Consider the following 14194-nt stretch of genomic DNA (forward strand, 5'->3'; position numbering starts at 1 on the left):
GTTACAACAGATTGCTCTGATTTAACTGAATAAGAAATTATTCTAATTATTTTAATTTCTTTCAGTTATTATTAAATCAGTGTTATCAGTGAGATCTGCGCGGGGATATTACCCAAAATACCATTGCTGAATAGTTACCAAATGAACTTTACTATACACTAGGGCAGCCGCATCAAAATTGTTGAAAAATGTTGCAGCAAGGCGGCGCGCTGCAAGCGCAATGTTGTCACCAGCCCAGGGCAACGCCTTGTGTAACAAGTGTTAATACCAATACGCCCTGCAAGGGCAACAGAATTTTTACCCCGCCAAAGCACATTTTGACACCTCCTGCTCATTATTACTCCGTCCCATCTCCCCCAGGGGGTATAAACAAAAAACGCTGACCATTTGATCAGCGTTTTCTGGTGGTCCCCCCAGGAATTGAACCGGGGACACATGGATTTTCAGTCCATTGCTCTACCACTGAGCTAGGGGACCATCGCTTAATTGCGAGTGCAAAGTTAGGTGTTTTTTTTGTTTCTGCCAAATGTTTTGGCATTTTTTTTCAAAAAAACTGCTTTTTTGTGGTGTTTGTGGCGTAGATGGCTATGCCGAACCGTCCTTTTTCGTTATTTCGCCTTTGTTTCTTCTCGCTTGGGTGTGGTGATAGGCTTGATGACGCCTGTGCTCTTTTTCTTGGGAGCGGGGTAGCTGGTAATGACGATGCCTGTTGTTACCGTTTCGTCGTTCACACTCAAGACGATGGGGTCCTTGATGCGCAGGTTGTATTGTGACTGCTTGGGTAGTTCTATCACTTGGTTGTAGTAGCCTATAAACTTTGTGGCTAGTGTGCAGCCTTGGGGTACTTTGATAGAGAAGTGGCCGTCAAGATCAGTGCATACTGCACATGTGGGGTGTGTCTGTATCATGACTTCCGCCCCTATGGCAGGGTCGTTGTTTTCGTCGAGGATAGTTCCTTCAACGGTGATGCTGTCGCTGGTGGCGGGGGTGGTGTTCTCCCACTCAACGGCTTTCTTTTCCGCGCGCTCTTGGTGGTTGCACTCCTGGTGCTCGGCATCGGTTTGCGGCGCTGCCTGGGCTGCCGGCGTGGTGAATGTCAGTGCAGCAGCGATGCCTGCCACGGCAACCGCTTTGCCGGCGATGCTGCGCAGCGACAGTTCGTGCTCGAGGTACTGAACCTCGGCCTCGCAGGCGGGACATGTGCCGGGGCAATCGCCCTTGTGGTTGCACACGGCGGGGGTGTAGGCGATGCCGTTGGCGTCGGCAATGGCTTGGCGCACGGCCTTGAGTTGGTTGCAGATGGATTTACCTCGTTTCATAAGTTGTGATTTTGACGCAAAATTAAGCAAATAATTTCAAAATGCAAAAAAAAAGCCCGAAATCGTGTCAAATGTTTTGAGAATGCCATCAAAGGGACAGTCCCCGTGATGGCATTTTGACTCCCCTCTCTGAATGCCATCAAAGGGACAGTCCCCCGTGATGGCATTTTGACTCCCCTCTCTGTAGGAGAGGGGCTGGGGGAGAGGCTTTGTTTTTGAATGGGAGGGGACGAGACAAAAACACGGGCGAGAGAAGCCTTGTATCTTCCCTCGCCCGATATAGTAATGTGTGGTGTTTTGCTGTGATTTTCACATTGCAAAGTTACGCCACGCAAATGTTAATGTCAAGAAAAACGCCTAAAATCGCATATCATTCGTGATTTGCAAACCGCTTGTCTAACAACTGTTTATGAAAAATATTTCTAATTCGGTTTTTCCGCCCTGCGCGAAGTGTTAAAATCGCCCAAATTTTGATGGTAGCGTGAAGAATGTAACTATAACCAACAGGACATCTCGCGCGGATCTCACAGATTTCACTGATGAATTATATTAAAGATATAAATTGCTTCAATTATAATATCTTCGAGATCCGTGAGATCCACGCGGGGACTTCGCAAAAACTGGTTGCGTGAAGAAGTTTTAGTATTCCTTTATTACCTTGGTGAAGAGGCGTCGCATGGGGTCGAGGTCAGCTTCGTCCTTGCATGACATTAGATTCATCTTGAGGAATACATAGCCGTTCTCATCCACTGCGCGGAACTCGATGTTGCGAAATACCAACGCCACTTTCTCGCCTATACCTAGTCGCAGGTCGTGGAATAGCTCCTTGGTGAGCTCGTCGTCTGTCGAGATGTCGTTCCACTCGGCAGTCCACGTCTGCTTGCCATATTCAATGGTTATCGTATCGTAGTCAATCACCAGCTTGGCCGGGGCGTAGCGAATTTTCCACGCGCCATCGACCCATTCCGAGTATTGCTTGAACTCGAATGTGTAAGGTGGGTTGTCGTTGGTGCGCGCGGGCTTCACTGGTTGTTTTTTCGCCACTGTATCAGTCGGGGTTTTTGTTGTCCTGCCGCCGGTGGGGTTTGTCCTGTGCTTGTGTTTGTAGATTTCGATTGACGAGTCGTTGGTAATGGGGCTGTTGGCCTCGGTCTCGGGGTGTGACCCATACACCTTGATCAGACCGCCGCCCACGTGGGCGATGTGGCCGCCCTGGTCATAGATGTTCTGCACCTCCTGCTTGAAGCTTTCACCCTCCAGGTTAGTGCCCCAGCGGTACAGGGTGCCGTTGTCGCGCTTGGTGAACACAAGCATCATGTCGTCGGTAGAGCCCACTTCGATGATGTCTATCACGTAGCCTTTCTCATACATCTCAGCAATCACGTTCTCGTATGGCTGGTTGCCGTCGGTCCACCTTACTATCTGCTGTTCGGGTTTCTTCACGAAGTGCATGATCCAGTCGCTGCCGCGGGAGCAGGTATAAGAGCACACGTTGTCGATAGAGTACCCCTCGGCCCACTTCTTTTTCACTTCGTACCTGAGGGTATGTTCCCAGTCGCCCACTATCCAAGCGTCTTTCAATGGGGTGTCGCTCTTGGACATTACGATGAACCACTTGCTGCCTTCGCCTTGAGTAACGTCGGTCATGCGGTAGCCCTCCTTGCGACGCTCGTCGAGCCAGTCGTCGGGCCAGTTGGTGCCGTAGTGGTAGGTCTGCATGGTGTAAGGCGAGCCGGTGGACATGACCACGGTCCAGCCGTTAGAGGTGTATGCGGCACTGGTGATGCGGTAGCCCTTGTCCCAGTTTTCCTTAATCGCATTGGCATCTAGTTCCTTGCCAAGTCCCGAATAAAACCATTTTTGTGCGCTATATCCAAGCCCGGTGCGGCCTGTCATTGACGATGCCCAGTAGTCGGCACGTGCGTCCGTAGGAACCAAGAGCGCTGCCAGCAGCAATATGTTGAGAATCCAGTTTTTCATAATGACCACAAAGATAGGTTTTTCGCGCCTAAAACGCAAACTTTTTAGGATAAAAAGGCGGCCGCCCTTGTTGTGAGGGGCGGCCGCCAGGGTGTTATGGGTGATTAATCCGCTGGATTAATTAGTTTTCCCAAGTGATGTTGAACAGGCACACGCGGTCCTTGTTGGCATCCTGAGCGGTGGGGCACAGGTTGGTGAACTCGATGGTGAAGTCGCCAGCGAGGTCGATGCCTACGATTTCAAATGTGTAAACCTCAAATTTAACGGGAGACTCGTTAGTGATTGTCTCGCTCTTAACGACATTGCCGTTAGCGTCCTTGATGTCAACGCGGAACTGGAGCTTGGTGTCACCGTAGGGCATTGCGTAGTTGAACTTGAGGGCCTTGATGCCACCGGCGATTGCGGGAGACACGAGTGTGCCCACTGCGCTGGTCTTGCCGTTGAGGGTAACGCCCATTGCCCATGTGTCGCTGCCTTCTACCTTGCCCAGGAACTTGAAGGTGGGGTTGTTGTCGGCCTCACCACCCACGAGGATGTTGCTGTTGGTGCTCTTCCAGCCTTGTGCCGAAGAGTAAGCGCCATAGGTGCTCTTTGCAGCACCACCGTTCATTGACTCGAGGTCGGCACGGTTGCCCACTACTACGGGAGGATTGGGACCAGGACCGGGCTCGCCGCCCTTGCCGAACTTCACGTCGTCAATACACCAGGTAGCGTAGTTGGCGTCGGTAGTTGCTGCATAGCGGAAGCCGATGAAGAATGTGCCGTCGAACTTGCTGAGGTCGAGGTTGCCGCTCTGTGCCCAGCTTGAGTAACCGCTGGCGGGAGCCTCTGCGATCACGGGGTTGAGCTGTGTCTTGGTTGCGGTTGTGGGATCGGCGGTTGTCATGACGTAAACCTCAAACTTGGTGGTTGTGCTGCCATAGCCGTTAACCTGGGTGCGGAAGCTGAGGATCTTTTCCTCGGCCTTCTTGATGTCGATTGCGGGAGAGATCAACCATGAGTCGAAGGGAGCAGTGCCCTTGTAACCTGTCATGGCTGCGTAGGTGTTGTTGTCAAATGTGGTTGTGTACCAAGCCTTGTTGCCTGCAACCTGGATGTTCTGCCAGTCGGCGGGGATGCCACCCTCGAAGCCCTCGTTGAGCTCGGTAACGCCACCGCTAGTAACGCTCAGCTTATATTCGCTTGTAGAGCCGCTGTTCTCGGTGATACCGTGAGTGCCCATGTAGGTAGCGAGCTTACCCTTAACCCAAATCTGTGACTTGTAAACAGCCTCGTTGTCCTTGAGGTTAGCCTGCTCACGGAATTTAGAATCCTGGGGCAGTGCGATAACAACACACTTGCTGAAGTCGGTGCAGTCAGCGCTAGGACCGATGACGAGGGTGTTGGCCAGTGTAGTGGGAGCCTTGAACTCAACGTCGGCGTTGCTCTTAACAGTAGTTACCTCGGGAGCCACAGCACCTACAACATAGCCGGTTACCCAGCCGCTGCGGTCGCTGTTCTGCTTCTCGATAGCTTCTTCCACGGTGTAGGGATCGTTGGGAGTACCCTTGGTGTCGGTAGAGAAGCCTTCGCAGTCGTCGGTGTCGCGGATGTAGAGCTTCCACTGGTCGCTACCTGTCATGGTGAGGATACCAGTCACGTCGCCATTGCCCAGGGGCAGCATGGCAGCGCGGAATGTAGCGTAGTTGCTGTTGACAACAGTAACTTGGTTGCCATCCTCGTCAACGAGAGTGCGGTTGCTAGAAGCGTCGGCCTCGCTGTAAGGAGTCACGCCATCGGCCTCGGCCCACTTCACGTTCTGGAGCTTAACGAGCTTGCCAGAGTACTTGAGCTGTGTCTCGGTGTCGCTCTTGCCCTGGAAGTCGGTGATCTTGGTGGGGAGAGCCTTAATCATGTCGGGCTTGGGAAGTCCGTTGACTTCAACCATTGACTGGAAAGTCTCGAGTGAAAGGCGACCTGATTCCCATACGCTCTGTGCCTCGTAGTACTCGGGCTTACCGATGAGGTACTGGCCGTTATATTTGCCAATCCACTTGTCCTTCATGCAGAGAACAACCTCTTGGCCCACGCGGTAGTTGGTGCTGAGGCTGCTAGCGTCGATAGAGATGCCGATGCCGCCGGTCTCGTCCTCGATGAAGAGATACTTGTAGATGTTGCCTGCAGCGTCGCTGCTGGTTACATAACCGTGGATGTAAACCTCATCCTTACATGTGTCGATGAAGTTGCGGGTATCCTGCCAGTATTTCGCCTTGAAGTCGGCGATGGTCATGTTGGCCTGGTGTTCGGCTTGGGGCACTACAATGGGGGGCACGTCGAACTCTTCGTTACAGCTCACTGCAGCCACCATCATGAGCACTAAGCCCAGTAGATAATTGATGCGTTTCATAATCTTATATATTCTTTTTATTATTATCGTGATTGATTGTAAAAATATCTATTAGAACTTGATGCCCACGTTGAGGTAAACCTTGATGCCCTGGGCATAGTAGATCTTGTTGGGGAACTTACCTGTGGTGTAGTTCTTGTAGTCGAAGCGACCCTGCTGGTAACCGCCGGTCATGATCTTGCGGTTGTTGAGGATGTTGTCAACGTTGAGGTTGAGGTTGAGCGAAGAGCGGCGGTTGAGATAAATCACGTGGCCGATGCTTGCGCCCAGCACGAATGCCGAGTTGAGCTTCTCTTGCTTTGAGATTTCCTTCATCATGTTGACGAGCTCTTCCTCGGTTGATGCCATGGTGTAGAGCTCATCCATCTGCTCGTGGCGGATGGGTGAAAGGTCGATGTAAGCCTTGTCCATGTAGGTGCCGGTTACTTCGAAGAACCACATCTTGGGAGCTGCCCAGTTGAGTGATACTGAGTAAGCCTCCTGGGGTGTGCCGCTCACGTAGAAGTTCTTCAGGTAAACGGTCTTGGTGATGTCGGCCTCGGTACCGTTCTCATAGCTGCGGGTGCCGGTGGGACGGTTCTTGTACTGGTAGCGAGCCAGGTTCATAGCACCGCTCAGGGTGAGTGAGGGCAGGATCTTGTAAGCAAGACCGAGCTCAACGCCCTTGTAAACCTTGTGCACGTCGGTGAGCGCATAGTTCATGAATGTGCTGTACTGGTCGTCGTAGTAGCTGTAACGCTCGGTTCCGTTGCGCATGTCGGTGTAGAATGCCGAGATGACGCCCTGGAATGAACGGTAGTTCCATGTGTAGCTGATGTCGCCGCTGAAGATGTTCTCGCTCTTGAGGTTAGCAATCACGTCATCCTTGATGCGGGGTGACACGTAAGCGTTGTTGGCCAGCGGAGCGCGGTTGCCATAGTAGATGTGCGCGCGGAAGCTGTTGCGGCCGTCGAGCTTGTAGGTAACGCCTGCCTTTATTGCAGCGTTGATGAAGGTGTGGGTCTCGCCCTTGCCCTTTGAGTTCTCGGGGGCACGGCCGTTGCGCATGAAACCTTCGCGCTGGTAAGAGGTGTAGCTTGCCTTGAGGCTGTAGTTGAAGTCCCACTTGGCCAGGTTGATGACCATCTGGTTCCAGACGCTGGCGTTGAGTGAGTTGAGGTTATAGTCATAGCCGAAACGATCGCCCTTGAGCACCTTGCGGTTGGGGTTGTCGAGGTCGTTCTGTGCCATGTCGGCGTTCTCGGGGAAGTCGCGCTCGGCATACTGGTCAACGTCGAGCCAGAACTTGCCGCCCATGAGGTCGTCCATGGTCTTGTAGTAAGATGAACGGGTATAGCTGGCGTTAGCGCCGCCCTGCAGTGTAACCACGTCGTTGAGACGGGTGTTGAGGTTGGTGTTGAACGCAAATGTCGCCTGGTTGCTGTGGCGCTTCTCTACTGAGTAGGTTGCACCGCTCTCGGTGCCCTTGAGCTCGTCCTCGTAGTTGTTGAGGAAGTTAACGTAGTAGAGCTTGTCCCAGTTGATTTGACGCATTTCCTCGCTAGTTTGCCACAGGTGAGTGTAGTACTCGGCAGTCTCTTCGTCGGTGAAGTAACTGGGCAGGTAGCGGTAGTAGTCGGGACGGGGGTCTGGAGCGTTGAACCAGTTGAGTGCTGTTGAGGCATAGTAAGACTTGTGGAACGCAAGACCAGTGTTGAGGGTTGTGTTCACATTGGGTGTCCATATCCAGTTGAGCAACGCTGTGGGGTCAAACGAGTTGACGGTCTTGGCATTGCGCTTTTTGCCGTTCTGGTAACCCCAGTTAGAGTTGTAGAGGTTGCTTCCGGCCAGGTCATAAGCCTCTTGCACGACGGCTGAGTTGCTGGCACGGCTGGTGGGAGCGCCAAAGGTGGTCAGGGCCAGGCTGTGCTGGGGATTGAACACCTTCTGCACCGAGAGGAAGTAACCCATGCTGTTGTAGAACGAACCGGGCACGATACCCTCGCCGGCATAACGGCCCACAGCACTAGCGGTGAGTGCCCAGCCGCTCTTGCTCAAACCGGTGGCATAGGTCACCATGCCACGCCACTTGTAGTTGCCGTTGGTGAAGGCAACGCTTCCGCGGAAACCGGGGGCATAGTCCTTGGCATAGGTGGTGATGTTGGTGGCACCGCCCATCTCGCCAAAGGCGAAGCTGGTAGCGTCGAGGCCTATGCCGGTGCTCTTGCTCTTGAAGGCCTGGTTGAGACCACCCATCATAGAGTAGTTGAAGCGACCGCGCACAGCGTCGTTGAAGTTGATGCCGTTGATAGATGTCGAGGTGTACTCGCTGTTGTAACCGCGCATGCGGAAGCGCATCAGGCTGAAGTCGAAACTTGCTGCCTGGTAGAAAGGATTGTCATTAGCGCCGGCGAGCGTACCCACTGCCTGGGTGTTGCCCTCCTCATCCTCGAGCTGTGACTCGGTGAGGACGATGTCACTGTTGGCATAGGTGAAGTCGTCGTTGCTGTTGAATGACACGGACTCAATCTTGATGTCGCCCAGGTTGTCGATGACGCCGTTCAAGATTTCAACATTTTGCGACCAGTCTTTGTGGTCAGGGCTCAAGACGATGAGCGCGTCGTGTCCGGCGGTGGCTCCCGAGATAGAGAAATCTCCGTTGGGGCCTGTGGTGACTGTAATGCCCTGGTTGTCGAGCAACACAGTGACTCCAGCTACCGGCTGACCGCTTTTAGCGTCTTTCACTACGCCCTTGAGACCTGTCTGCGCCCATACGGGAAGACAAGCCACGAGCGTGAGTAGCAAAAAGAGTTTAATTTTCATAAAATTTATAATAAGTATTTTAGGTTATAAATTCCGCTAATACGTTCTGTTTATGTTAATTTAACTAAATATTTCGACCCTGTATATGCACTAATTGCCGAAAAGAGTACAAATTTACACATATTTTTTGGTTTTCATGGAATTTTTTTAGTTAAAATGCAATTTAATGCATAAAAACACTCGTTTTTTCTCTCGGGGAACTCGGGGAGCTCGGAGAATTTTACGGATTGCGTGAACTATCTTGCCTCCAGAAATTAAAATAATTAGTTCAAGTTTTGCAAGCCGTAGTAACTATTCAGCAATGGTATTTTGGGTAATATCCCCGCGCTGATCTCACTGATTACACTGATTTAATAATAACTGAAAGAAATTAAAATAATTAGAATAATTACTTATTCAGTTAAATCAGAGCAATCTGTTGTAACTGTACTACAATAGATTTTTATCCGCACGGGGATCTTACATGATTTTGTAATGAGAGGCTGAAAGCCGACACGCAGAACGAAGTTCTGCACATAACCCTGTCCTAACTGAGCGCAAGCGAAGGCAGGGCAGGATAAACGCGATACACTGTACCGCGGTTGAAGACCGCTACCTTGCACGTTCCGAGGTAGCGGCCTTCAACCGCGATTTTGTTACACTTCACCCTCCCACCGGCAGCCCGCAGGTCTGCAACCAGCGGTTAACCAAAGTTACGACCTCCCTGAGGTCTAAAAAATCCACAAAATTATATTTTCAATGAAAAAATCAGTGAGTTCAGTGAGATCCGCGCGGGGAGTTCCATTGGTGAATAGTTACCTAAAAATAAGCTAAAAATAAAAATACCTAAATGGTCGGCGTGGCCAAGAACCCTGTTGATCAAGGAATTAAATTTTGTGTTGATTTTTAAGTAAATTTCAAGCGTAGCGCCATAATCCGTAATACTTTTACTCAATGACAGCGCGCTGTAAGCGTAAGGTTGAGAAATTATCCGTTTTGGATAATCCGTTTTGGATAATTCGGCAAAAAAACGTATCTTTGCATCAAAATAAAATTTTTACTGAAATGATTAATCCATTCACGACATACGGTTATGAGTCGCCCGAGTACTTTTGTGACAGAGTGAGCGAAACCGCTGAACTCACCCGATTGCTCACCAACGGCAATAACGTTGCTTTGATCTCACCTCGACGCATAGGCAAGACAGGCCTTATCCACCACTGTTTTGAACAAGACAGTATCAAGCAGCAATATGTAACAATTCTCATTGACATCTATGCCACAAAGAGTCTTTCCGACCTTGTATTCCTGATGGGCAAAGCAATCGTGATGCGTCTTAAAACAAGAGGCCAGAAAGCCCTTGACAAATTTCTGAGCATAGTAACATCGTTGCGCACAGGCATTTCATTTGACGGAATGGGCAACGCGAGCTGGAACATCAACATTGGCGACATCAATGCACCCGAGTTCACCCTTGACGAGATTTTCTCATACCTCGGTCAATCCGAGATGCCGTGTATCGTTGCAATAGACGAGTTCCAAACCATCTCAACCTATCCAGAGAGAAATGTAGAGGCACTGATGCGCACCTACATTCAAGAGTGCCGCAACGCAGCGTTTATCTTTTCAGGGTCACAACGATCTATGATGAATGAAATATTCATCTCACCCTCACGTCCTTTTTACCAAAGCGTGACCATAATGCACGTGGGGGCAATCTCTGTTGACAAATATGTTGAATTTGCCAAACACCATTTTGACAAAGCAAACAAAAAGATTGAAGGGCAAGTTATAATAGATATTTACAACAAATTCGACGGAGTGACGTGGTATGTGCAGAAGATGCTTAACGAATTGTTTTCACTAACTCCGGCGGGCGAAAAATGCACGAAAGACGACATTGACACAGCGTTGTCGCACGTGATACACTCGCATGCGGATTCTTATAGTGACATCATCTTCCAACTCAATCAGTCCCAAACCGCAATACTGCAAGCTATTGCCAGCGAGGGCAAAGCCACAGGAATCACAAGCTCCGCATTTATCAAGCGACATCACCTCAACTCGGCAAGCGCAGTGCAGAAGGCGGTATCAGCCTTGTTGAGCAAACAGCTCATCACCACTAAACAGGGAACATACGAACTCTGTGACAAGTTCATGTCTATGTGGCTAACCCAAAGGATGTAAGGGAAATGAATTTTATAGGAACTTACTGGTCGCTCGTGCCGCCGCTGGTGGCAATGTTGCTTGCTCTGGTCACCAAGGAGGTATATTCATCGCTGTTTGTGGGCATCGTGCTGGGTGCTGTGTTCTATTGCATCTCAATGGGCACAGGCGTGGAAGGCTTTATCAGCCACCTGCTCGACAACACCGTGGGCACCGGAGCCGACGCACAGTCGTTCGGACTCATCCACTGCATCTCCGACAAGTGGAACGTGGGCATACTCATCTTTATGGTCATCCTGGGCACACTGGTTGCTCTCACCAATAAGGCCGGCGGTTCGGCAGCATTCGGACGCTGGGCGGCCAAGCATGTAAAGTCAAAGGTGGGCGCGCAGATTGCTACGCTCATGCTCGGGCTGCTCATCTTCATCGACGACTATTTCAACTGCCTCACCGTGGGCTCGGTGATGCGCCCCGTCACCAAGCGCCACCACGTGTCGCGCGAGAAACTCGCCTACCTCATCGACTCCACGGCAGCTCCCGTGTGCGTCATCGCCCCCATCTCGAGCTGGGCAGCGGCAGTGGCGGGATTCTGCGCAGTGGGCGAGAATGGGCTCGCGCTCTTCTGCCAGGCAATACCATTTAACTTCTACGCATTCTTCTCAATCATCTTCTTGATGCTCATAGTGCTGTCTCAGAAGGATTTCTCCTTGATGCGCAAGTATAACCTCAAAGCGCAGACCGACAAGGTGGAGCCCGACAAGGTGGGCGAGGTTGCTGATGCCAAGATGGAGGCAACCTCTAGCGGCATATCGCTCAAGAAACTGGGCAAGAACGGCACCGTGCTCGACCTCGTTGTGCCCATAGTGCTGTTCATAGCATCGTGCGTGATGGGCATGGCTTACTCGGGCGGATTCTTCACCCCTGGCGAGACCTGCGGACACTTTATCGACGCCTTTGCCGCCAGCAACGCCTCGGTGGGTCTCGTGATAGGTTCGCTCACAGCGCTGCTGCTCACCATAGGGTGGCTCACGAGCCGCCGAGTCATCAACTTTGAAGACGCCATGAGCTGCCTCATCAAGGGCTTCGAGGCGATGGTTCCTGCCATGCTCATCCTGGTGCTGGCATGGACGCTCAAGTCAATGACCGACTCGCTGGGTGCGGCAACCTACGTAGCAGGGCTGATGCAAGGCACCAATCTGGACCAGTTGCTGCCAGCAGTGATATTTGTCGTGTCATGCTTCCTGGCATTTGCCACAGGCACATCGTGGGGAACATTCGGCATCCTCATCCCCATTTGCGTGGCAGTCTTCCCCGTGGGTGCGCCGCTGCGCATCATCTCTATCTCGGCATGTATGGCAGGCGCGGTGTGCGGCGACCACATCTCGCCCATCAGCGACACCACCATCATGGCAAGTGCGGGGTCGGGCTGCAAGCACGCCAACCACGTCTCGTCGCAGCTGCCCTACGCCATCACCGTGGCAGCCATAGCCTTTGCCACCTATCTCGTCGCCGGCATCACCCAGCACTGGGGCACACTCACCAGCGGCGTCATCTCGTGGACATTCGGCATCCTAGCCATGGCAACCACATTCTTGACGCTAGTCAAGACAAAGAAACTCGCCTAACGCTGTCCCTCCCATAGAACAAAATTATAAGTAACTCAACTTTAGCATGTGAAACCATTTGAGTCTCATCTATTTGCTCCGATTAGCGTCCTACTGGACGCATCTGCTTGTTGATACTATTCCCCCACCGCCACTACGTTCGGCGGTGGGGGTTATTCAGGTATTGTCCTGCTGGACAATAAATTAGCAATATTTATTATCAAATGCTAAAGTTAAGTTATAAGTAATTGGAAATCAACATTTGTTTTATGCTTATTTTCAGTGTATTTCAAGCGCAGTGCTTCTACCCAGACACGAACTAAATACAGACTACCTCAAAGAATGGTGCTTCGCTTGAAATCAAATAAAAATCAAAATATAAATATTTTCTTTTTTTACTGGACAACAATAAAAAAATCTCGCCAAAGCATTGTCAATTAAATGATTTTGATTAACTTTGCAGTGCTAAAATTGAAAGGAGGTTTTGTTTAAACCCGTTTAGACACAGATTATCAACATATTACCTATTTAGCAAGGGCGCGCCGCTGCCCGTGTGCTATCGTGTGAGCCAGTGCTAGGTCCACAATTATAGAGCACATATAGCGGAAATCCACTCATTTTTTTACATTTTCTTCCTCACCCCTACTCCATTACTGCGCCATGCAGCGAATGAGTGTGCATGTGCTGGCTACAACAATCCCAGCGGGAGGAACAAGAAACGAGAAAACAAACAAAATTATTATAAACAACAAAATTTAAAACAAAAGATTATGATTATCGTACCCGTAAAGGAAGGCGACAACATCGAACGCGCCCTCAAGAAATTTAAGAGAAAATATGAGAAGACTGGTATCATCAAAGAGCTCCGCGCACGCCAGGCATTCCAGAAGCCTTCAGTAACTAACCGCAAGAAGATGATGAAGGCCGTTTACGTTCAGCAGCTCCGCGCAAAGGAGGATTAATCCACTGGACAACCTTCTCTTAAAACCCTAAACTCGGGGTTAAAGATATACCGCACCAGGCACAACACCCGGTGCGGTTACTTTTTTGTGTTATTAATGATTTCCTGGAAAACAAGACCTGTAGAGCCAACAGCTGACGCTGATGGCACGGGGGCTTAAGATGCAATGGAAAACTTGGATTATGTTTTGTGACATTGTGCGGGCTGTGAAGGGGGTTACGCAAAAATACAAAACATCACTCCGCTTCCCATCAAAAAACACACCCCGACATATGAGTTCCTCCTCTATATGTATGAACCCACGCATTTCACCAATGAAATCTTGCCAACTTATTGCGCCATACAGCGGGTGCGGTGAGGGATAAGTAATATTAATTGAATTATCCTATTCAATATCTTTTATCATCTCTCATAATACTTGTAATACTCTGTTACTTCTCCTTCACTATCCTTAAGAATCATTTTGGTTTCACTGATATTTATAATCTCAGAGATATTATTATCATATAAAGCTTTCTTTATTTCTGCATTAACGTTTTGTTCAAACACACGCCTATAGGATTTGATCAGTTCTTGTTTAGCTCCATTATTTCCATTAGGTAAGTTAGTATCAGCCGATACAAAAGAAATATCAACATCTTTGCCCTTTTCTGTTAGTGTTGTGTTAGAAACGCTATAGGTACCTAAAACAGACAAATTATACTTCAGTGTAATAATGGCACCTTCCAAAAAAGATTCTTCGTCTGTTATGGTAATACTATAGGTAAAACGTCCTTTTTCTATGGCAATTCCCGCATCTGTATAAGTGATTGCCCCTTCATATAAAATTTCTATATTTCCAAAGCCATCATCTGACCATTCTGTGTAAGATTGTGAGTGTGTCCATGTTCCAACGATGCTTTTCTTGTTAGCGTCGAGAGCACAAGATGATAGTCCAATGGCCAGAAACATTGCAACTAAGACAATGAGAAAAAATGATTTACTTGTTTTCATATTA

The 14194-nt window shown here is 49.9% G+C and carries 8 protein-coding genes and 1 tRNA gene; 3 read left to right on the plus strand and 6 right to left on the minus strand.

Translation table 11 applies throughout. The features are described 5' to 3' along the window. Positions 1–402 precede the first annotated feature (402 nt). From ACKI3C_RS03880 to ACKI3C_RS03900, 5 genes are all read right to left on the minus strand, one after another. Positions 403–477, minus strand: a tRNA-Phe gene (locus ACKI3C_RS03880). Between the two features lie 131 nt (positions 478–608). Further along, on the minus strand, positions 609–1319 hold the full coding sequence (locus tag ACKI3C_RS03885) for a carboxypeptidase-like regulatory domain-containing protein (protein ID WP_407402244.1): 711 nt from the start codon (positions 1317–1319) through the stop codon (positions 609–611). 639 nt (positions 1320–1958) lie between these two features. Continuing rightward, a complete protein-coding gene (locus tag ACKI3C_RS03890) occupies positions 1959–3299 on the minus strand; it encodes a hypothetical protein (RefSeq protein WP_407402246.1) in 1341 nt (446 codons plus the stop codon). Positions 3300–3420: 121 nt separating this feature from the next. Continuing rightward, positions 3421–5685: a DUF5689 domain-containing protein gene (locus tag ACKI3C_RS03895; protein ID WP_407402248.1), complete on the minus strand. Its 2265-nt coding sequence runs from the start codon at positions 5683–5685 to the stop codon at positions 3421–3423. Positions 5686–5736: 51 nt separating this feature from the next. After that, entirely contained in the window at positions 5737–8487 is a 2751-nt protein-coding gene (locus ACKI3C_RS03900) for a carboxypeptidase regulatory-like domain-containing protein (RefSeq protein WP_407402250.1), read from the minus strand. Between the two features lie 1044 nt (positions 8488–9531). On the opposite strand from ACKI3C_RS03900, the gene ACKI3C_RS03905 reads away from it, so the two are divergent. The 3 genes from ACKI3C_RS03905 to rpsU all read left to right on the plus strand — a co-directional run bounded on the left by ACKI3C_RS03905 (position 9532) and on the right by rpsU (position 13198). Beyond that, positions 9532–10653: an AAA family ATPase gene (locus tag ACKI3C_RS03905; protein ID WP_407402252.1), complete on the plus strand. Its 1122-nt coding sequence runs from the start codon at positions 9532–9534 to the stop codon at positions 10651–10653. A gap of 5 nt (positions 10654–10658) precedes the next feature. Beyond that, complete coding sequence (locus ACKI3C_RS03910) at positions 10659–12257, plus strand: Na+/H+ antiporter NhaC family protein (RefSeq protein ID WP_407402254.1); 1599 nt, start codon at positions 10659–10661, stop codon at positions 12255–12257. Positions 12258–13006: 749 nt separating this feature from the next. Continuing rightward, on the plus strand, positions 13007–13198 hold the full coding sequence (gene rpsU, locus ACKI3C_RS03915; RefSeq protein ID WP_407402256.1) for a 30S ribosomal protein S21: 192 nt from the start codon (positions 13007–13009) through the stop codon (positions 13196–13198). Positions 13199–13599: 401 nt separating this feature from the next. On the opposite strand, the gene ACKI3C_RS03920 is transcribed toward rpsU, so the two are convergent. Further along, a complete protein-coding gene (locus tag ACKI3C_RS03920; protein ID WP_407402258.1) occupies positions 13600–14190 on the minus strand; it encodes a hypothetical protein in 591 nt (196 codons plus the stop codon). Positions 14191–14194: the final 4 nt, after the last annotated feature.

The sequence above is a fragment of the Sodaliphilus sp. genome (assembly GCF_045598405.1).
In the GTDB taxonomy this organism is placed as follows: domain Bacteria; phylum Bacteroidota; class Bacteroidia; order Bacteroidales; family Muribaculaceae; genus Sodaliphilus; species Sodaliphilus limicaballi.

Coding starts and splice junctions, on each gene's coding strand:
- rpsU (WP_407402256.1), top strand. CDS start 13,007: ATGATTATCGTACCCGTAAAGGAAGGCGACAACATCGAACGCGCCCTC.
- ACKI3C_RS03905 (WP_407402252.1), top strand. CDS start 9,532: ATGATTAATCCATTCACGACATACGGTTATGAGTCGCCCGAGTACTTT.
- ACKI3C_RS03920 (WP_407402258.1), bottom strand. CDS start 14,190: ATGAAAACAAGTAAATCATTTTTTCTCATTGTCTTAGTTGCAATGTTT.
- ACKI3C_RS03910 (WP_407402254.1), top strand. CDS start 10,659: ATGAATTTTATAGGAACTTACTGGTCGCTCGTGCCGCCGCTGGTGGCA.
- ACKI3C_RS03900 (WP_407402250.1), bottom strand. CDS start 8,487: ATGAAAATTAAACTCTTTTTGCTACTCACGCTCGTGGCTTGTCTTCCC.
- ACKI3C_RS03890 (WP_407402246.1), bottom strand. CDS start 3,299: ATGAAAAACTGGATTCTCAACATATTGCTGCTGGCAGCGCTCTTGGTT.
- ACKI3C_RS03885 (WP_407402244.1), bottom strand. CDS start 1,319: ATGAAACGAGGTAAATCCATCTGCAACCAACTCAAGGCCGTGCGCCAA.
- ACKI3C_RS03895 (WP_407402248.1), bottom strand. CDS start 5,685: ATGAAACGCATCAATTATCTACTGGGCTTAGTGCTCATGATGGTGGCT.